Source organism: Pseudomonas sp. EA_15y_Pfl1_P101 (assembly GCF_963970835.1).
Lineage (GTDB): Bacteria > Pseudomonadota > Gammaproteobacteria > Pseudomonadales > Pseudomonadaceae > Aquipseudomonas > Aquipseudomonas tritici.
Window position 1 is genome coordinate 120,643 of the sequence record NZ_CAXAPA010000005.1, and the last position, 19,330, is coordinate 139,972.

The 19,330-nt window shown below is 60.6% G+C and carries 20 protein-coding genes; all 20 read left to right on the top strand.

The window, feature by feature from the left end:
- The first annotated feature begins 164 nt into the window (after positions 1-164).
- The 20 genes from AACY36_RS09675 to motD all read left to right on the top strand — a co-directional run bounded on the left by AACY36_RS09675 (position 165) and on the right by motD (position 19,302).
- Entirely contained in the window at positions 165-1,505 is a 1,341-nt protein-coding gene (locus AACY36_RS09675) for a flagellar hook-length control protein FliK (protein WP_339427405.1), read from the top strand.
- Positions 1,506-1,727: 222 nt separating this feature from the next.
- Complete coding sequence (fliL, locus tag AACY36_RS09680) at positions 1,728-2,228, top strand: flagellar basal body-associated protein FliL (RefSeq protein WP_339416608.1); 501 nt, start codon at positions 1,728-1,730, stop codon at positions 2,226-2,228.
- A gap of 9 nt (positions 2,229-2,237) precedes the next feature.
- On the top strand, positions 2,238-3,206 hold the full coding sequence (fliM, locus tag AACY36_RS09685) for a flagellar motor switch protein FliM (RefSeq protein WP_339416607.1): 969 nt from the start codon (positions 2,238-2,240) through the stop codon (positions 3,204-3,206).
- Between the two features lie 46 nt (positions 3,207-3,252).
- Positions 3,253-3,720: a flagellar motor switch protein FliN gene (gene fliN, locus AACY36_RS09690; RefSeq protein WP_339416606.1), complete on the top strand. Its 468-nt coding sequence runs from the start codon at positions 3,253-3,255 to the stop codon at positions 3,718-3,720.
- A 1-nt stretch (position 3,721) separates the two neighbouring features.
- Positions 3,722-4,153, top strand: coding sequence for a flagellar biosynthetic protein FliO (fliO, locus tag AACY36_RS09695; protein WP_314568761.1), 432 nt, complete (start codon positions 3,722-3,724; stop codon positions 4,151-4,153).
- On the top strand, positions 4,153-4,896 hold the full coding sequence (gene fliP / locus AACY36_RS09700; RefSeq protein WP_339416603.1) for a flagellar type III secretion system pore protein FliP: 744 nt from the start codon (positions 4,153-4,155) through the stop codon (positions 4,894-4,896). The genes fliO and fliP overlap by 1 nt, the downstream gene beginning before the upstream one ends.
- 4 nt (positions 4,897-4,900) lie before the next feature.
- The gene (fliQ, locus tag AACY36_RS09705; protein WP_003192936.1) at positions 4,901-5,170 is read left to right on the top strand and encodes a flagellar biosynthesis protein FliQ; all 270 of its coding nucleotides are present in this window, start codon (positions 4,901-4,903) and stop codon (positions 5,168-5,170) included.
- Positions 5,171-5,174: 4 nt separating this feature from the next.
- Positions 5,175-5,960: a flagellar biosynthetic protein FliR gene (fliR, locus tag AACY36_RS09710; RefSeq protein WP_339416602.1), complete on the top strand. Its 786-nt coding sequence runs from the start codon at positions 5,175-5,177 to the stop codon at positions 5,958-5,960.
- 3 nt (positions 5,961-5,963) lie between these two features.
- Positions 5,964-7,100 carry a flagellar biosynthesis protein FlhB gene (gene flhB, locus AACY36_RS09715; protein WP_339416600.1) on the top strand — a complete coding sequence of 379 codons (1,137 nt, stop codon included), beginning with the start codon at positions 5,964-5,966 and terminating at the stop codon, positions 7,098-7,100.
- A gap of 361 nt (positions 7,101-7,461) precedes the next feature.
- Entirely contained in the window at positions 7,462-7,545 is an 84-nt protein-coding gene (locus AACY36_RS09720; RefSeq protein ID WP_339427463.1) for a cold-shock protein, read from the top strand.
- 258 nt (positions 7,546-7,803) lie between these two features.
- On the top strand, positions 7,804-9,918 hold the full coding sequence (flhA, locus tag AACY36_RS09725) for a flagellar biosynthesis protein FlhA (protein WP_339416761.1): 2,115 nt from the start codon (positions 7,804-7,806) through the stop codon (positions 9,916-9,918).
- Positions 9,919-9,930: 12 nt separating this feature from the next.
- Positions 9,931-11,247, top strand: a complete 1,317-nt coding sequence (gene flhF, locus AACY36_RS09730) for a flagellar biosynthesis protein FlhF (RefSeq protein WP_339416598.1) — start codon at positions 9,931-9,933, stop codon at positions 11,245-11,247.
- Between the two features lie 106 nt (positions 11,248-11,353).
- Positions 11,354-12,187, top strand: coding sequence for a flagellar synthesis regulator FleN (fleN, locus tag AACY36_RS09735; RefSeq protein WP_339416596.1), 834 nt, complete (start codon positions 11,354-11,356; stop codon positions 12,185-12,187).
- Entirely contained in the window at positions 12,184-12,924 is a 741-nt protein-coding gene (fliA, locus tag AACY36_RS09740; protein ID WP_049712165.1) for an RNA polymerase sigma factor FliA, read from the top strand. Before fleN ends, fliA begins: the two co-directional genes overlap by 4 nt.
- A 168-nt stretch (positions 12,925-13,092) precedes the next feature.
- Entirely contained in the window at positions 13,093-13,467 is a 375-nt protein-coding gene (locus AACY36_RS09745) for a chemotaxis response regulator CheY (protein WP_015885173.1), read from the top strand.
- 18 nt (positions 13,468-13,485) lie between these two features.
- On the top strand, positions 13,486-14,274 hold the full coding sequence (locus tag AACY36_RS09750; protein WP_090399987.1) for a protein phosphatase CheZ: 789 nt from the start codon (positions 13,486-13,488) through the stop codon (positions 14,272-14,274).
- A gap of 11 nt (positions 14,275-14,285) precedes the next feature.
- Positions 14,286-16,481, top strand: coding sequence for a chemotaxis protein CheA (locus AACY36_RS09755; protein WP_339416594.1), 2,196 nt, complete (start codon positions 14,286-14,288; stop codon positions 16,479-16,481).
- Positions 16,482-16,528: 47 nt separating this feature from the next.
- Entirely contained in the window at positions 16,529-17,659 is a 1,131-nt protein-coding gene (locus AACY36_RS09760; RefSeq protein ID WP_339416593.1) for a protein-glutamate methylesterase/protein-glutamine glutaminase, read from the top strand.
- Positions 17,659-18,399, top strand: a complete 741-nt coding sequence (locus AACY36_RS09765) for a flagellar motor protein (RefSeq protein ID WP_339497011.1) — start codon at positions 17,659-17,661, stop codon at positions 18,397-18,399. Before AACY36_RS09760 ends, AACY36_RS09765 begins: the two co-directional genes overlap by 1 nt.
- Before the next feature lie 15 nt (positions 18,400-18,414).
- The gene (gene motD, locus AACY36_RS09770) at positions 18,415-19,302 is read left to right on the top strand and encodes a flagellar motor protein MotD (RefSeq protein ID WP_339416591.1); all 888 of its coding nucleotides are present in this window, start codon (positions 18,415-18,417) and stop codon (positions 19,300-19,302) included.
- Positions 19,303-19,330: the final 28 nt, after the last annotated feature.

A 19,330-nucleotide genomic window follows, 5' to 3' on the forward strand; every position in this document is an offset into this window, starting at 1 on the left:
CTCTTTTCCAAAGTGAGCCGCCGTAAGGGCGGAACCAATAGCAGCCGTAACCGCAGAAACGGATATGTACACAATAAAACCAGTCCAACAAGAAACCTGGCCCAACTCTTGCTCTACCTCCTGATACTGCATCCCCGATCCCCATGCAGTGGAGACCTTTACCTATGCCAGTCGCCCCGAATTCGCTCCTTCAGGCTGCCCCTGCGGCCAAGCCTCAAGCACCCGTCGCCAACCCACCGGCAGCGGTTGCGACCCCACGGGACACGGGCCCTGGCTTCGCTCAAGTGTTCGCCAGCCAAGGCGCCAAACCCACGGTCAAGGCCGACGATAACTCGCCCAAACCCACTGCCGGCAAGTCTTCGGATGCAAGTGCCAAACCTGCAGCGGGCAACGACAAACCTGCCGCCAGCACGCCAGCGGTTGCCGATAGCGGCAAACCCTTGCCTGCCACCCCGCCGGCCAAGACCGACGACTCTGCCAGCAAAGACGACGACGCATCGTCCGACCCGACCCTCGTGCAGCAGCCTCCGGCTGATCCGGTGGTCGATCCGGCATTGATTGCCACCGTCACCCCGGTGGCTGTGCCGGTAATACCGGTAGAAACCCCCGCGCCCCTGACCGCCGCCAAGGATGACAAGGCTCAGCCGGTAGTCGCGGCACCGATCGCAGCAACCGAGGAGGCCAAGCCGGCCTTCGACCCGGAAGCTGATCCCCTGGATGCCATGCCGGCCGTGCGCCTGGCGATGGAGCAGGGCGGTCATGTCTCTGCCAGCAGCCAGGCGCAGGCGAAAGCGGCCCCGCCCCCGACTCAAGATCAGCCGACCGCCGCGCAGAATTTTGCTGCTGGCCTGGCCACTATGGTCGACCAGCAAGCCTCCAAGGACAGCACTGACCAAGGCGGCGACAAAGCGTTCAGTGGGCTGATCGAGGACGGGCTCAAGGACCTGAAGAACGCCAGCAGCGACACCCGTGTCGATGACTTCGCCAACCGCTTGGCCGCGTTGACTCAAGCCGCCACGCCGAAAACCGCCAATGCCTTTCCGCCGGTGACTAATGCGCCATTGGCCATGCACCAGAGCGGCTGGACCGACGAAATCGTCAACCGCGTGATGTACCTGTCCAGCGCCAACCTCAAGTCGGCGGAGATCCAGTTACAGCCGGCTGAACTCGGTCGCCTGGATATCAAGGTCAACATGACCGCCGACCAGCAGGCCCAGGTCAACTTCATGAGCGCCCACCCGGTGGTGCGTGAGGCGCTGGAAAGCCAGTCGGGGCGTTTGCGCGAGATGTTTGCCCAGCAGGGGATGGGGCAGGTGGATGTGAACGTGTCTGACCAGTCTCGTGGTCAGGAACAACAACAGCCGCAGGCCCAGACCCGTGGAGTGGGCGGCGGCAGCGGGCGTGGTGACAGCGGCGACAACGGCGCTCACGTTGACGTGGCTGAAGCTGTCGCGCCTGTGACCTCTACGGTGATCGGCTCCAGCGCTGTCGATTACTACGCCTGACTCGAACCCTGCACAGGCCTAAATGTAGGAGCGGGCTTGCTCGCGAATGCGGTGGATCAGTGACAGATGGATTAACTGACACACCGCATTCGTGAGCAAGCCCGCTGCCACATGGGATATCCAGCGTGACATCTGCCCCTGTCTACCAGACAACTCTGGCATAACACTTGCTCTTGCCTTTCCGTAGATCTATGAATCCCCGAATAGTGACGGATTATTGGCATGGCGAAGAGCGACGACGCAGTAAAAGCACCCGCAGGCAAAGGTAAGCTCAAGCTTATCCTGTTGATAGTCGTGGGCCTGCTCCTGGCCATCGGCGCCTCGGTGGGTGGCACCTGGTACATCATGCACAGCAGCGCCGCCAAACCGGCAGCCGCCGCTGAAACTGCCAGTAACGTCAAGCAACCGGCAATCTTCGAGCCGATGCTTCCGGCCTTTGTCGCCAACTTCAATCAGAACGGTCGTCAACGCTACCTGCAGGTGAGCATCACCTTGCTGGCGCGTAACCAGTCGGACCTGGATGCCCTCAAGGTGCATATGCCAGTGATCCGCAACAACTTGGTGATGCTGTTCTCCGGCCAGAGCTTCGACACACTTGCCACCCCGGTAGGCCAGGAAATGCTGCGCCAGAAGGTCACTGCCAGTGTGCAGGAAGTGGCCCAGAAGGAACTCGGCAAAGTCGTGATCGAACAGGCGCTCTTCACTAACTTCGTATTGCAGTAGGATCACGACATGGCCGTGCAAGACCTGCTGTCCCAGGATGAAATCGACGCGCTGCTGCATGGTGTCGACGATGGTCTGGTACAGACCGAAATGGCTGCCGAGCCCGGCAGCGTCAAAAGTTATGACCTCACCAGCCAGGATCGCATCGTCCGTGGGCGCATGCCGACCCTGGAGATGATCAACGAACGTTTCGCCCGTTACACCCGCATCAGCATGTTCAACATGTTGCGCCGTTCGGCGGACGTGGCGGTGGGCGGTGTGCAGGTGATGAAGTTCGGTGAGTACGTGCATTCGCTGTACGTGCCCACCAGCCTCAACCTGGTCAAGATCAAGCCGCTACGCGGCACTGCGCTGTTCATCCTTGACGCCAAGCTGGTGTTCAAGCTGGTGGACAACTTCTTCGGTGGCGACGGCCGTCACGCCAAGATCGAAGGCCGTGAATTCACCCCCACCGAACTGCGGGTGGTGCGCATGGTGCTGGAGCAAGCCTTCATCGACTTGAAGGAAGCCTGGCAGGCGGTCATGGAAGTCAATTTCGAGTACATCAACTCGGAAGTGAACCCGGCCATGGCCAACATCGTCGGCCCCAGTGAAGCGATTGTGGTGTCGACGTTCCACATCGAACTCGATGGCGGCGGCGGCGACCTGCACGTGACCATGCCGTACTCGATGATCGAGCCGGTGCGCGAAATGCTCGACGCTGGCTTCCAGTCCGACCTGGACGACCAGGACGAACGTTGGGTCAAGGCCCTGCGCGAAGACCTGCTGGATGTCGACGTACCGCTGAGCGCCACCGTGGCCCGTCGCCAGTTGCGTCTGCGCGATATTTTGCACATGCAGCCGGGGGACATCATCCCTGTCGAATTGCCGGAAGAAATGATCATGCGCGCCAGCGGCGTGCCGTCGTTCAAGGTCAAGCTCGGCTCCCACAAGGGCAACCTGGCACTGCAAGTGGTCGAGCCGATCAACCGTCGCTGATTCGCCCTAATTAATTTATGAATGTTTGCTCCGCCGAGGACATGTAATGGCTACCGAACACGAAAACACTTCCGCCGAAGACCAGGCCCTGGCTGACGAATGGGCGGCTGCCCTGGAAGAAACCGGCGATGTTGGCCAAGACGATATCGATGCGCTGCTGGCCGCTGACGCTGCCACTGCACCGGCCGGCAATCGCCTGCAAATGGAAGAATTCGGCAGCATGCCGAAGAACAACGACCCGGTGACCCTCGACGGCCCGAACCTGGATGTGATTCTCGACATTCCGGTGTCGATCTCCATGGAAGTCGGCAGCACCGAAATCAACATCCGCAACCTGCTGCAACTCAACCAGGGCTCGGTCATCGAGCTCGACCGCCTGGCCGGCGAGCCGTTGGACGTGCTGGTGAACGGCACCCTGATTGCTCACGGCGAAGTGGTCGTGGTCAACGAAAAGTTCGGCATCCGCCTGACGGACGTGATCAGCCCGAGCGAACGCATCAAGAAGTTGCGCTGATATGAAACGGCTGATCGTGGGACTGTTAGTCGCATTGCCCCTGGACGCCTGGGCCGCTGAACCGGTGGCCCAGGCCGCCGCTGCGCCCGTGGGCAGTGTCGGCGGGCAGCTCACTCAGCTGGTGCTGGGCCTGTTGCTGGTGGTCGGCTTGATTTTTGCGCTGGCCTGGCTGATGCGCCGCGTACAGCGCGTGGGCCCGGGCAACGGCCAGGTGATCGAAATGATCGGCTCCCGTGCCCTCGGCCCGCGTGATCGGCTGGTGTTGGTGCAAGTGGGTGAGGAACAGATCCTGCTGGGCATTACCCCCGGACGCATCACTCCGCTGCACGTGCTCAAGACGCCGGTAAACGTGGACCCGTCCAAGCCCGCCACGCCAGAATTCGCTCAGCGCCTGATGGAGTTGCTGGGCAAGGATCAGAAGGATAAGAAGTAATGCGCGTTTTATTGACGCTCATGCTGTTGCTGGCGGCGCCATTGGCGCTTGGCGCCGACCCGCTGTCGATCCCGGCCATTACGCTGGGCACCAATGCGGCCGGGGCGCAGGAGTATTCGGTCAGCCTGCAGATCCTGCTGATCATGACCGCGCTGAGCTTTATCCCGGCGTTTGTCATGCTGATGACCAGCTTCACGCGGATCATCATCGTGTTCTCCATCTTGCGCCAGGCCCTGGGCCTGCAGCAGACGCCGTCGAACCAGATCCTCACCGGCATGGCGTTGTTCTTGACGATGTTCATCATGGCGCCGGTGTTCGACAAGGTGAACCAACAAGCGCTGCAACCGTACCTGGCGGAGAAAATGACGGCCCAGGATGCGATCGACAAAGCCCAGGTCCCGATCAAGGATTTCATGCTGTCGCAGACCCGCTCCAGCGACCTTGAGCTGTTCATGCGCCTGTCCAAGCGCACCGACATCGCCACCCCCGACCAGGCGCCGCTGACCATCCTGGTGCCGGCGTTTGTCACGTCCGAGTTGAAGACCGCGTTCCAGATCGGCTTCATGATCTTTATTCCGTTCCTGATCATCGACTTGGTGGTGGCGAGCGTGCTGATGGCGATGGGTATGATGATGCTGTCGCCGCTGATCATCTCGTTGCCGTTCAAGATCATGCTGTTTGTGTTGGTGGACGGCTGGGCGCTGATTATCGGCACCCTGGCCGGCAGTTTCGGCGGGGTATAGCGCGATGACACCTGAAGTTGCCGTCGACCTGTTTCGTGAAGCGCTGTGGCTGACCACCTTGATGGTCGCCGTGCTGGTCGTCCCGAGCCTGTTGGTGGGCTTGCTGGTGGCGATGTTCCAGGCCGCGACCCAGATCAACGAACAGACCTTGAGTTTCCTGCCGCGCCTGCTGGTGATGCTGGTCACGCTGATCGTTGCCGGTCCGTGGCTGGTACAGACCTTCATGGAATATATCCTGCAGTTGTACGGCAGTATTCCGCAGTTGATCGGCTGACCCGATGCAGTCTTTGCTGGCATTGACCGACACTCAGATCAGCACCTGGGTGGCGTCCTTCATCCTGCCGCTGTTTCGCGTAACGGCGATGTTGATGGCCATGCCGGTGTTCGGCACGACCCTGGTGCCACGGCGCGTGCGCCTGTACTTTGCGGTGGCGATTACCGTAGTGATCGTGCCGGGTTTGCCACCGATGCCGCCGGTGAATGCCATCGACCTCAGCGCACTGCTGCTGATTGCCGAGGAGGTCCTGATCGGCGCTATGTTGGGGTTCTCCCTCTCGCTGTTTTTCCAGGCCTTTGTCATCGCCGGGCAAATCATCTCGATCCAGATGGGCATGGGCTTCGCGTCCATGGTCGACCCTACCAACGGTGTGTCGGCGGCGGTGATTGGGCAGTTCCTGACCATGCTGGTGACCCTGCTGTTCCTGGCGATGAATGGGCACTTGGTGGCGTTCGAGGTGTTGACCGAGAGCTTCACCACCTTACCGGTCGGCTCGGGGCTGGTGGTCAATCACTTCTGGGAAATCGTGGGGCGCTTGGGTTGGGTGTTGGGCGCCTCGCTATTGCTGGTGTTGCCGGCGATCACTGCGCTGCTGGTGGTCAACATCGCGTTTGGTGTGATGACCCGCGCGGCGCCACAGCTGAACATTTTTTCGATTGGTTTCCCGTTGACCCTGGTGTTGGGCATGGGGATTTTCTGGCTCGGCCTGGCTGACATTCTCAATCAGTATCAACCGCTGGCGACCGACGCCCTGCAGTTCTTACGTGATCTGGCACGGGCGCGCTGAGCCATGGCCGAGAGCGAGAGTGGTCAGGACAAAACAGAAGACCCCACGGAGAAACGTAAAAAGGACTCGAGGGAAAAGGGCGAGATTGCGCGCTCCAAAGAGCTCAACACAGTTGCGACCATGATGGCCGGCGCCGGCGCCTTGCTGATCTACGGCGGTGGCCTGGCGCTGGACTTGATGGAGTTGATGAAGCACAACTTCGCCTTGCCCCGCGAGGTGCTGCTCAATCCTGGTGCCATGGGCCAGTACCTGCTGCACTCGGGGAAAATCGCGCTCCTGGCGGTGCAGCCGATCCTGATCACCTTGCTGCTGGCCGCGTTGATCGGCCCGGTCGCCCTCGGCGGCTGGCTGTTCGCCGCCGGCAGCATGGCCCCCAAATTCAGCCGCATGAACCCCGGTGCCGGGCTCAAGCGCATGTTTTCCGCCAAGGCTCTGGTGGAGTTGCTCAAGGCCCTGGCCAAATTCATTCTGATCTTGTTTGTGGCGCTGATGGTGCTCTCGTCGGATATCGACGACCTGCTGCGCATCGCCCATGAACCGCTGGAGTCGGCGATCATTCACAGCGTGCAGGTGGTGGGCTGGAGCGCGCTGTGGATGGCCGCCGGGCTGATCATCATTGCCGCCGTGGATGCGCCGATCCAGCTGTGGGAAAGCCATAAGAAACTGCTGATGACCAAGCAGGAAGTGCGCGACGAGCACAAGGATTCGGAAGGCCGCCCCGAGGTCAAACAGCGTATTCGCCAACTGCAACGGGAAATGTCCCAGCGCAAGATGATGGCCGCGGTGCCCGACGCCGACGTGGTCATCACCAACCCGACGCACTATGCCGTGGCCCTCAAGTACGACCCGGAGAAGGGGGGGGCGCCGATGTTGTTGGCCAAGGGCAGTGACTTTACGGCCCTTAAGATTCGTGAGATTGCGGTGGCCAACAACATCCTGTTGCTGGAGTCGCCGGAGTTGGCGCGGTCGATCTTCTACTCCACCGACCTCGACCAGGAAATTCCCGCCGGGTTGTACCTCGCCGTGGCTCAGGTGTTGGCCTATGTCTATCAGATCCGCCAATACCGTGCGGGCAAGGGCAAGCGCCCGGACCCGCTGAAAGACTTGCCAATCCCGCCTGAATTACGCCGCGACTCCTGATCATCTCCGCCTATCACGCCTCATGATCTTCCGTCTACCTGTCATATTTGACAGTAGCCATCTTGTGCTTCCCGCAGTTCTACTACAGCCAGCACTGCGCGCAGGCTGTAAACGAGATGCAGGGAGAGAGGGGAAGATGTTCAGAGGCACGGTCAAATCTTATGACCGCAAGACTGGGAAAGGTTGGATTGCCCTGGAAGGTGGGGACGACGTGCAAGTGGATCTCTTGGGTTCTCGCTGCATCTGGCTTGCGGTGGGCCAGCGAGTGGAATTTTGCATGATTCACCGGCCCGATGGCGTCTTTGCGTGCGAAGCCAGAGTTATCCCTAATGTCCTTGAGCGAGATGTCAGGGGAACGGCAATGGCAACCGGTACGGTGAAATGGTTTAACGCGCAGAAGGGGTTTGGGGTTATCACTCGGGACGAAGGTGAAGCTGATCAATAGCGTCGGTTGTTCGGCGCCATCGAGCACTCGCTCCGCCAGCCCAATCAGCTGTGCGACGCCCCGTGCGCCCCTTCATTTGAATCGATTCACACTTGGGAGTTCGGTTGCTTGTGAGGTCATCACAGCTCAAGCCAGAAGCGATCTAAGCGGCAAAGCAAAAGTTGGAAGGCTTCTTGCAATAACGCCTTCAGGACGCCTCCCGGCGTCAAAACTTTGCTTCAAGGGATACGAGGAATACCGGTGGTTGATCGCTCTCAAATGCTCGGCACGGCACGTTCCACCCTGACTGACCTCTCGCGGGGCAATCTGGGTGTGCCGTTGTTGTTGCTGGTGATGCTGGCAATGATGATGTTGCCAATGCCGCCGTTCCTGCTGGACGTGTTCTTCACCTTCAACATTGCCCTGTCGGTCGTCGTGCTGCTGGTTTGCGTATACGCCTTGCGGCCGCTGGATTTCGCGGTATTCCCGACCATTCTGCTGATCGCGACGCTGCTGCGGCTGGCGCTGAACGTGGCGTCCACCCGCGTGGTGATGCTCAACGGCCAAGACGGCCACGCGGCGGCCGGTAAGGTGATCCAGGCCTTCGGTGAGGTGGTGATCGGCGGTAACTACGTGGTCGGTATCGTGGTGTTTGCGATCCTGATGATCATCAACTTCGTAGTGGTGACCAAGGGTGCCGGGCGGATTTCCGAGGTGAGCGCGCGTTTTACCCTCGACGCGATGCCCGGCAAACAGATGGCCATCGACGCCGACCTCAACGCCGGCCTGATCGACCAGAACCAAGCCAAGTCACGCCGCCTGGAAGTGGCCCAGGAGGCCGAGTTCTACGGTTCCATGGACGGTGCCAGCAAATTTGTGCGCGGTGACGCCATCGCTGGCTTGCTGATCCTGTTCATCAACCTCATCGGCGGCGTCGCGGTCGGCATCTTCCAGCACGGCATGACCTTTGGCGAGGCGGGCAAGGTTTATGCCTTGCTGACCATCGGTGACGGTTTAGTGGCGCAATTGCCATCACTGTTGTTATCCACAGCTGCAGCGATCATGGTGACCCGTGCTTCGGGCTCCGAAGACATGGGCAAGCAGATCAGCCGGCAGATGTTTGCATCGCCCAAGGCGTTGGCCGTGGCGGCAGGCATCATGGCGATCATGGGTATCGTGCCGGGCATGCCTCATGTCTCGTTCCTGAGCATGGCCGCCCTTGCCGGTGGCGCTGCGTACCTGTTCTGGAAAAAGCAAAACGCCGTCAAGGTGCAGGCCTTGCAGGATGTTGCGCGTCAGCAGGAGCTGCTGCCATCCCCGGCCCGCGCCCAGGAAACCAAGGAGTTGGGCTGGGATGACGTGACGCCGATCGACATGATCGGCCTGGAAGTGGGCTACCGCCTGATTCCGCTGGTAGACCGCAACCAGGGCGGCCAATTGCTCGCGCGGATCAAGGGCGTGCGCAAGAAGCTGTCCCAGGACCTGGGCTTCTTGATGCCCACCGTGCATATCCGCGACAACCTCGACCTGGCCCCAAGCGCCTACCGCCTGACCTTGATGGGCGTGATCCTGGCGGAAGCCGAGATTTACCCGGACCGCGAGTTGGCGATCAACCCAGGGCAGGTATTCGGCAGTCTCAACGGCATCACCGCCAAAGATCCGGCTTTTGGCCTGGACGCGGTGTGGATCGAAATCAGCCAGCGCAGCCAGGCGCAGTCCCTCGGTTACACCGTGGTCGACGCCAGCACCGTGGTCGCCACCCACCTCAATCAGATCCTCTACAAGCACTCCCACGAGCTGATCGGCCACGAAGAAGTCCAGCAATTGATGGGTTTGCTCGGCAAAGCCTCGCCAAAACTCGCCGAAGAGCTGGTGCCGGGCATCCTCTCGCTGTCGCAATTGCTCAAGGTGCTGCAGGCGCTGCTGGCCGAACAAGTACCGGTGCGCGACATTCGCAGCATCGCCGAGGCCATCGCCAATAATGCCGCCAAGAGTCAAGATACTGCCGCTCTGGTGGCTGCGGTGCGCGTCGGATTGTCCCGCGCAATCGTGCAAAGCATTGTAGGGCTTGACTCCGAGCTGCCTGTGATCACCTTGGAACCAAGGTTGGAACAGATTTTGCTCAATAGTATTCAGAAGGCCGGGCTTGGTCAGGAAGAGGGCGTCCTGCTGGAGCCAAGCATGGCTGAGAAGCTGCAGCGTTCGTTGATCGACGCAGCACAGCGCCAGGAGATGCAAGGCCAACCAGTGATCCTGCTGGTGGCAGGCCCCGTCCGGGCGATGTTGTCGCGGTTTGGACGCCTGGCAGTACCGAATTTGCACGTTTTGGCTTATCAGGAAATTCCTGACAATAAGCAAGTGACTATCGTCGCGACAGTAGGGCCGAACGGCTGAGGGTAGTGGGTTATGCAAGTTAAGCGTTTTTTCGCCGCCGATATGCGTCAGGCCATGAAACTGGTTCGTGATGAGCTGGGCGCCGACGCCGCGATTATCGGAAATCGTCGTATTGCCGGCGGTGTCGAGCTGACGGCTGCCCTGGACTACACCCCCTCGGCACTGGCGCCGCGCGTGCCGAACATGGAGCTCGAAGACGAGCTGCGCAAGACGGCGTCGCGCATTGTCTCGGCCCAGGCTGAACTGAGCATGCGTGGCGACAGCGATGCCACCACCAATCGCCAATTGTTCGCCGGCTTGCCGCTGACGGCTTCCGAACCGTTGGTTGAGCCGACCTTCAAAGAACCGCAGCGCCCTGCCGCGCCAGCCCCGGCTGCTGGCGTCGACCAGCGTGTGTTCGACTCGATGCGTTTTGAACTCAACGGCCTGCGCGAACTGCTCGAAGTGCAGCTAGGCTCGCTGGCCTGGACGCAGTTGCAAGGCAGCAAGCCGCAACAGGCCAACCTGTGGCGCCGCCTGCAACGCATCGGCCTGTCCGGCCCGCTGTCGCGTGACCTGCTGGCCCTGACCACCGAAATCGAAGAACCCCGCCAGGCCTGGCGCATGTTGCTGGCCCACTTGGCGCGGATGATCACCACGCCGGAAATCGAACCTCTGGAAGAGGGCGGTGTGATTGCCATGGTCGGCCCTGCCGGCATGGGCAAAACCACCACCCTCGCCAAGCTGGCGGCGCGTTATGTGCTCAAGTACGGCGCGCAGAACATCGCGCTGGTGAGCATGGACAGCTACCGTATTGGCGCCCAGGAACAGCTCAAGACCCTGGGCCGAATCCTCAATGTGCCGGTGACCCACGTTGACCCGGGCCAGTCCCTGGCCAACGCTCTCGACCCGTTGCTGCGCAAGCGCGTGGTGCTGATCGATACCGCCGGCCTGCAAGCCAGCGACCCGGCCTTGCGCATGCAGCTTGAAAGCCTCGCCGGGCGTGGCATCAAGTCGAAGAATTACCTGGTGCTTGCAACCACCAGCCAGAAACAGGTTCTTACCGCTGCGTATCATAGTTACAAGCGTTGTGGCCTGTCCGGTTGCATCCTCACCAAGCTCGATGAAACCGCGAGCCTGGGTGAAGTGCTGAGCCTGGCCATCAGTCATGAATTGCCGGTCGCCTACCTGACCGACGGGCCGCGGATTCCGGATGATCTGCACCTGCCGCGCCGTCATCAGTTGGTCAGCCGTGCTGTCAGCGTGCAAATGCAAGAAGAGCCTAGCGAGGAAGCGATGGCCGATATGTTCGCCGACCTTTACCACAGCCCCGCAAAACGGGTGGGTTGAGGTCAGGATGAACACCATGAAATGTATCTACATCGATGGTCTGCAAGCGATTCACGCGGCCAAGCCATGTAGCCTGCGTCTAAGCAAGACAAGGTAAAGAAATAAAATGGGCAGCATGCATCCCGTACAGGTGATCGCGGTGACCGGCGGCAAAGGTGGCGTCGGCAAAACTAACGTGTCAGTGAATTTGTCCCTGGCCCTGGCAGAGCTTGGCCGTCGCGTCATGCTGCTGGATGCTGACCTGGGGCTGGCGAACGTTGACGTTCTGCTGGGGTTGACGCCCAAACACACCCTTGCCGATGTGATCGAGGGCCGCTGTGAGCTGCGCGATGTGCTGCTGCAGGGCCCCGGTGGCATCCGCATCGTGCCGGCGGCCTCTGGCACCCAGAGCATGGTGCACCTGAGCCCGGCGCAGCATGCCGGCCTGATCCAGGCGTTCAGTGATATCGGCGACAACCTCGACGTGCTGGTGATCGACACCGCCGCCGGGATCGGCGAGTCAGTGGTCAGCTTCGTGCGCGCTGCGCAGGAAGTCTTGCTGGTGGTCTGCGATGAACCCACCTCGATTACCGACGCCTACGCCCTGATCAAACTGCTTAACCGCGACCACGGCATGAACCGCTTCCGCGTCCTGGCCAACATGGCCCAGAGCCCGCAGGAAGGGCGCAATCTGTTCGCCAAGTTGACCAAGGTCACGGACCGCTTCCTCGATGTCGCCTTACAATACGTTGGCGCAGTTCCCTACGACGAGTGTGTGCGCAAGGCTGTGCAAAAGCAGCGTGCAGTCTACGAAGCGTTTCCTCGTTCCAAATGCGCATTGGCGTTCAAGGCTATTGCCCAAAAGGTCGATACTTGGCCGTTGCCCGCCAACCCTCGGGGGCATCTGGAGTTTTTCGTCGAGCGATTGGTTCATCAGACGAGCGCAGGACCGGTGCTATGACAGCGAACGGCTACAACGCTTACAAGAAGTCTGCCCGTGACAGCCAGGGCGAGTTGATCGAGCGCTACGCGCCCTTGGTCAAGCGCATTGCCTATCACTTGCTGGCACGCCTGCCCGCCAGCGTCCAGGTCGAAGACCTGATCCAGGCTGGCATGATCGGCTTGCTCGAAGTGTCGACCAAATACGACGCGAGCAAGGGGGCGAGTTTCGAGACGTATGCGGGTATCCGTATCCGTGGCGCGATGCTCGATGAAGTGCGTAAAGGCGACTGGGCGCCGCGTTCGGTACACCGCAATACGCGCATGGTCAGTGACGCAATTCGCGCAATTGAAGCAAAAACCGGTCGCGACGCTAAAGATCACGAAGTTGCGGCCGAACTCCAATTGAGTCTCGACGATTACTACGGGATTTTGAACGATACCTTGGGCAGCCGCTTGTTCAGTTTCGACGACCTGTTGCAGGACGGCGAACACGAAGGGCTGCACGAGGACGGCGCGAGCGCTCATATGGAGCCATCGCGCGACCTGGAAGATGAACGCTTCCAGGGGGCGCTGGCGGAAGCGATTGCCAATTTGCCGGAGCGGGAGCGGCTGGTGTTGGCGCTGTACTACGACGAAGAGCTGAACCTCAAGGAAATCGGTGAGGTCCTGGGGGTCAGTGAATCGCGGGTCAGCCAGTTGCATAGCCAGTGCGCAGCCCGCTTGCGGGGGCGTTTGGGAGAGTGGCGAGCGCGCTGACAGGCAGTGTGGGGACACTGCAGACGATACCGCGACGGTGATTGACCTTCGCGGGTTCGACCCGTGGTGGCCCCGGCAGTCCTTTTTGTGTAATGCCTGTTGAATGATATGGCGCGTCCAGGTGCTGGGCGCGTTTAAGACTGCTTGGAGGTCGAATTGGACAAGAACATGAAAATCCTCATCGTTGATGACTTCTCAACGATGCGGCGGATCATAAAAAACCTGTTGCGTGACCTTGGGTTCACTAACACGGTCGAGGCGGATGACGGCATCACAGCCATTCCGATCCTCAACAGCGGCAGCATCGACTTTCTGGTAACAGACTGGAACATGCCGGGCATGACCGGTATCGACTTGCTGCGCCACGTGCGTGCTGACGAAAAGCTGCGCAGCCTTCCTGTGCTGATGGTGACCGCCGAAGCCAAGCGTGAGCAGATCATCGAAGCCGCCCAAGCCGGGGTTAACGGTTACGTGGTCAAGCCATTCACTGCATTGGCCTTGAAAGAGAAGATCGAAAAAATCTTCGAACGCATCCACGGCTAATGCCATCGCGGGGGAGCTATGGAGCATAAAGAAACGTCACAGGGAGACTTTGAGTCAACCCTGAAAAAGCATGCTCACCAGTTGGTCGACAGCCTTGAAAAAGGCCATTTCGGCGACGCGGTGCAGTTGATCCATGAGCTCAACCAGACCCGTGACCGCGGCCTGTACCAGGAAGTGGGCAAGCTCACGCGCGAGCTGCACAGTGCGATCGTCAATTTCCAGATTGACCCGCATATGCCCCAGGCCGAAGAAATTTCGCAAATCACCGATGCCACCGAACGCCTGTCCTACGTGGTCAGGCTGACTGAGGCGGCGGCCAACCGCACCATGGACCTGGTGGAAAATGCCACGCCCCTGGTCAATGGCATGGCCACCGAAGCCCAGGCCCTCAGCGTTGACTGGGGCCGCTTCATGCGTCGCGAAGTCGGGGCTGAAGAGTTCCGTGAGCTGGCGCGTCGGGTCGAAGGGTTCTTGTCACGCAGCGAGCAGGAAAACCGCACGGTTTCCAGCAACCTCAACGACATTCTGCTCGCCCAGGATTACCAGGACCTCACCGGCCAGGTGATCAAGCGTGTGACTCAGTTGGTCACCGAAGTAGAAAGCAACTTGCTCAAATTAGTGCTTATGGCAGGCCAGGTAGACCGTTTTGCCGGTATCGAACATGACCGCGAAGCGATCCTCTCGGAAAAAGATCCACAAAAACATCTCGCCAAGGGTGAAGGTCCGCAGATTCATGCCGATAAACGTGAAGACGTTGTATCGGGTCAGGATGATGTTGATGACCTGTTATCCAGTTTAGGCTTCTAAGGAGCACCCACATGAGCTTCGGCGCCGATGAAGAAATCCTTCAGGATTTCCTTGTAGAGGCCGGCGAAATTTTAGAGCAACTGTCCGAACAGCTGGTCGAGCTGGAAAGCCGACCAGATGATGCGAACCTGCTCAATGCAATTTTTCGCGGTTTTCACACTGTAAAAGGGGGCGCCGGCTTCCTCCAGCTCCATGAGCTGGTGGAGTGCTGCCACATCGCCGAGAACGTGTTCGACATCCTTCGCAAGGGGGAGCGTCACGTTGATTCGGAGTTGATGGACGTGATTCTCGAAGCACTGGATGCGGTCAACGGGATGTTCAGCGAAGTCCGCGAACGTGCCCCGATCACCGCGGCCACGCCGGAACTGTTGGCTGCGCTGGCACGTTATGCGGAGCCCGCCGACCTGTCGGCTGCGCCGGTAGCAGAAGCGGCGCCCGAGCCAGTGGCTGAGGCCGAGCCGGACGTGACGGACAGCGAGTTCGAGCAGTTGCTCAACTCCCTCAGTGCCGTGAAGGCCGAGGCAGAAGCACCGCCTGCGCCTGTTGCCGCGCCAACCAGCGAAGACATCACTGACGCTGAGTTCGAATCCCTGCTCGACCAGTTGCATGGCAAAGGCCAGTTCGCGGCCGACGCCGTGCCGCCTGCTGCTGCGCCGCAAGCGCCTGCCGCTACCGCCAGCACCGACATCACGGACGATGAGTTCGAAGCGTTGCTGGACCAACTGCATGGCAAGGGCACCTTTGCGGCCGACGCCTTGCCGGCGGTCGCTGCGCCGGCTGCAACACCGGCTGCCAGCGCCGCCCCCGGCGCTGATGGCCTGATTTCGGATCACGAATTCGAGTCGCTGCTTGACGAATTGCACGGCAAGGGCAAGTTCACCGAAGTTGCCCCGGCCGCTGCAGTCGCCACGGCTGCACCGGTGGCTGCCAAAGCCGCTGCGCCAGCACCGGCGGCCAAGCCTGCTTCAGCACCGACCGCAGCGCTGGCGCCAGCGCGTGCCGCCGCCGCACCGGTTGCGGAAAAACCTGCCAGTGAAGCCGAAACCACCGTGCGCGTTGATACCGCGCGCCTGGACGACATCATGAACATGGTCGGCGAACTGGTACTGGTGCGTAACCGCCTGGTGCGCCTGGGCCTGAGCAGCGGCGATGAAGCCATGCAAAAGGCCGTGTCGAACCTGGATGTGGTGACTGCCGACCTGCAAACCGCGGTGATGAAAACGCGGATGCAACCGATCAAGAAAGTCTTTGGCCGCTTCCCACGTTTGGTTCGCGACTTGGCGCGCCAGTTAAAGAAAGAGATCAACCTGGAACTGGTGGGTGAAGAAACCGACCTCGACAAGAACCTTGTCGAGGCCCTGGCCGACCCGCTGGTCCACTTGGTGCGCAACGCCGTCGACCACGGCGTGGAAACCCCGGAAGAGCGCGAAGCCTCGGGCAAGTCCCGTGGCGGCAAGGTGATCCTGGCGGCGGAGCAAGAGGGCGACCACATCCTGCTGTCGATCACCGATGACGGCAAAGGCATGGACCCGGCCATATTGCGCAATATCGCGGTCAAGCGTGGCGTGATGGACAAGGACGCCGCCGACCGCCTGACCGATAGCGAATGCTACAACCTGATCTTTGCCCCGGGCTTCTCGACCAAGACCGAGATTTCCGATGTGTCTGGCCGCGGTGTGGGCATGGACGTGGTGAAGACCAAGATCAGCCAGCTCAACGGCTCAATCAACATCTACTCGACCAAGGGCCAGGGCTCGAAGATCGTCATCAAGGTGCCGTTGACCCTGGCGATCATGCCGACCCTGATGGTGATGCTGGGCAACCAGGCCTTCGCCTTCCCGTTGGTCAACGTCAACGAGATCTTCCACCTCGACCTGTCGCGCACCAACGTGGTGGACGGCCAGGAAGTGGTGATCGTGCGCGATAAGGCGTTGCCACTGTTCTACCTCAAGCGCTGGCTGGTCGCTTCGGCTGCCCATGAAGAGCAGCGCGAAGGCCATGTGGTGATTCTCTCCGTGGGCACCCAGCGTATCGGCTTTGTCGTCGATCAGTTGGTTGGCCAGGAAGAGGTGGTCATCAAGCCTTTGGGCAAAATGCTGCAGGGAACCCCGGGCATGTCGGGTGCGACCATCACCGGTGACGGTCGGATCGCGCTGATTCTCGATGTTCCGAGCATGCTCAAGCGTTACGCCGCTCGGCGTATTTGATTCTGGTGGGGCAGGGCGGTTAGCCCGCCCCGCCTAACGGAGTGTTTATGGCAGTCAAGGTCCTAGTGGTGGACGATTCGGGTTTCTTCCGTCGCCGCGTCTCGGAAATTCTTTCCGCCGATCCAACGATCCAGGTGGTTGGCACGGCCACCAACGGTAAAGAGGCGATTGATCAAGCCATTGCGTTGAAACCGGACGTGATCACCATGGACTACGAGATGCCGATGATGGATGGCATCACGGCAGTTCGGCACATCATGCAACGCTGCCCGACCCCGGTATTGATGTTCTCCTCGCTCACCCACGAAGGCGCCCGAGTGACCCTCGACGCGTTGGACGCTGGCGCGGTGGACTTCCTGCCGAAGAATTTCGAAGACATCTCGCGCAACCCCGAGAAGGTCAAGCAGATGCTGTGCGAGAAGGTGCACAGCATTTCGCGCAGTAACCGTCGCAGCTTGTTCAGCGCGCCAGCGCCTGCACCGGTGGTGGCCCCAGCTGCACCAGCTAGTTCCTCATTCAGTCGCCCAGCCCCAGCCTCGACCTCCGTTGCACGGCCTGCCGTGGTGCCGACACGTGCGTCTGCGCCAAGTGCGCATTCGCCTGCACCCAAGCGTAAAGCCTACAAGCTGGTTGCTATCGGTACGTCCACGGGCGGCCCGGTTGCCCTTCAACGCGTATTGACCCAACTGCCGGCCAACTTCCCGGCGCCGATCCTGTTGATCCAGCACATGCCTGCCGCCTTCACCAAGGCATTTGCCGAGCGCCTGGACAAGTTGTGCCGCATCAGCGTCAAGGAAGCCGAGGATGGCGACATCCTGCGTCCTGGCCTGGCGCTGCTGGCCCCGGGTGGCAAGCAGATGATGGTGGATGGCCGTGGTGCGATCAAAATCCTGCCGGGCGATGAGCGCCTGAACTACAAGCCGTGCGTGGATATCACCTTTGGTTCGGCCGCCAAGTCCTACGGCGACAAAGTTCTGGCGGTGGTGCTCACCGGCATGGGCGCCGACGGCCGTGAAGGCGCGCGCCTGCTCAAGCAGGGCGGCAGCGCCATCTGGGCGCAGGACGAAGCCAGTTGTGTGATCTATGGCATGCCCATGGCCATCGTCAAAGCGGACCTGGCCGACGCCGTTTACAGCCTGGACGATATTGGCAAGCATCTGGTGGAGGCCTGCCTCTGATGGATGTCTTGAGCCTGATCGGCATCATCATGGCGTTTGTCGCAATCATCGGCGGCAACTACCTTGAGGGCGGCCACCTCGGCGCCTTGGCCAACGGCCCGGCGGCGCTCATCGTGATCGGCGGCACTGTGGGCGCGGCGTTGCTGCAGTCGCCCATGAGCTCGTTCAAGCGCGCCATGCAAATTCTGATATGGATCATTTTCCCACCTCGCGTGGACCTGCCAGGCGGCATCGACCGCGTGGTCAACTGGAGCCTCACCGCACGCAAGGAAGGCCTGCTGGGCCTGGAATGCGTGGCCGATGCCGAGCCCGACAGTTACGCGCGCAAAGGCTTGCAGTTGCTGGTGGACGGCGCCGAGCCGGAAGCGATCCGCAGCATCCTGGAAGTGGATTTCTACACCCAGGAAAGCCGTGACATCAACGCCGCCAAAGTCTATGAAAGCATGGGCGGTTACGCGCCGACCATCGGCATCATCGGTGCGGTGATGGGCTTGATCCACGTGATGGGCAACCTGGCCGATCCATCGCAACTGGGCAGCGGCATTGCCGTGGCATTTGTCGCCACCATCTACGGCGTGGCGAGTGCCAACCTGGTGCTGTTGCCGGTGGCCAGCAAGCTCAAGTCGATTGCCATGCGCCAGTCGCGTTACCGCGAAATGTTGCTCGAAGGCATTCTGTCGATTGCCGAGGGCGAGAACCCGCGCTCCATCGAATTGAAGCTCCAGGGCTTCATGGATTGATGGGAGATATCGATTATGAGCCGTCGCCGTCGCGAGCCTGAAGAACACGTCAACCATGAACGGTGGCTGGTGTCCTACGCGGACTTCATCACCTTGCTGTTCGCGTTTTTCGTGGTGATGTACTCGATCTCGTCGATTAACGAAGGCAAGTACAAAGTCATTTCCCAGGCGCTGATTGGCGTGTTCAACGACGCCGACCGCGCCCTCAAGCCGATCCCGATCGGCGAAGAACGGCCCAAGACCGTGACCCCGGCCAAGCCGCTGGTCAACGACAGCGATGAAACCGCTGCTGGCGTGGGTGGCACCAGCGATCCGCTGAAAAGCATCGCCGACGACATCAGTGCTGCGTTTGGCGACTTGATCCGTTCCAATCAGATGACCGTGCGTGGCAATGAGTTGTGGGTGGAGATCGAGCTTAATTCCAGCCTGCTGTTCGCCAGCGCCGATGCGATGCCCAGCGACCAGGCATTCACCATCATTGATAAGGTAGCGGCGATTCTGAAGCCGTTCGAAAATCCGATCCACGTTGAAGGCTTTACCGACAATTTTCCGATCGCCACCGCGCAGTACCCGACCAACTGGGAGCTTTCGGCAGCACGGGCGTCGAGCATCGTGCGCATGCTCGCGATGCAGGGAGTGAACCCCGGGCGCTTGGCGTCGGTAGGGTACGGCGAGTTCCAGCCGGTGGCCAATAACGCCACGGTAGAAGGCCGCGCACGCAATCGTCGGGTGGTGCTGGTGGTGTCGCGCAACTTGGATGTGCGCCGCAGCCTGACCGGTACCGGCACCGCCAATGCAACTCCGGATGCCGCGTTGAGGCGGGCTGGCACACAAACTGCACCGGCACTTGCAAAGCCGCCGGTTCGTCAGAGTGCCGTCAATTCTCCGTCGCCGGCTCAATAACCCAATGCAATGTCTCGGTCGCGCCTGT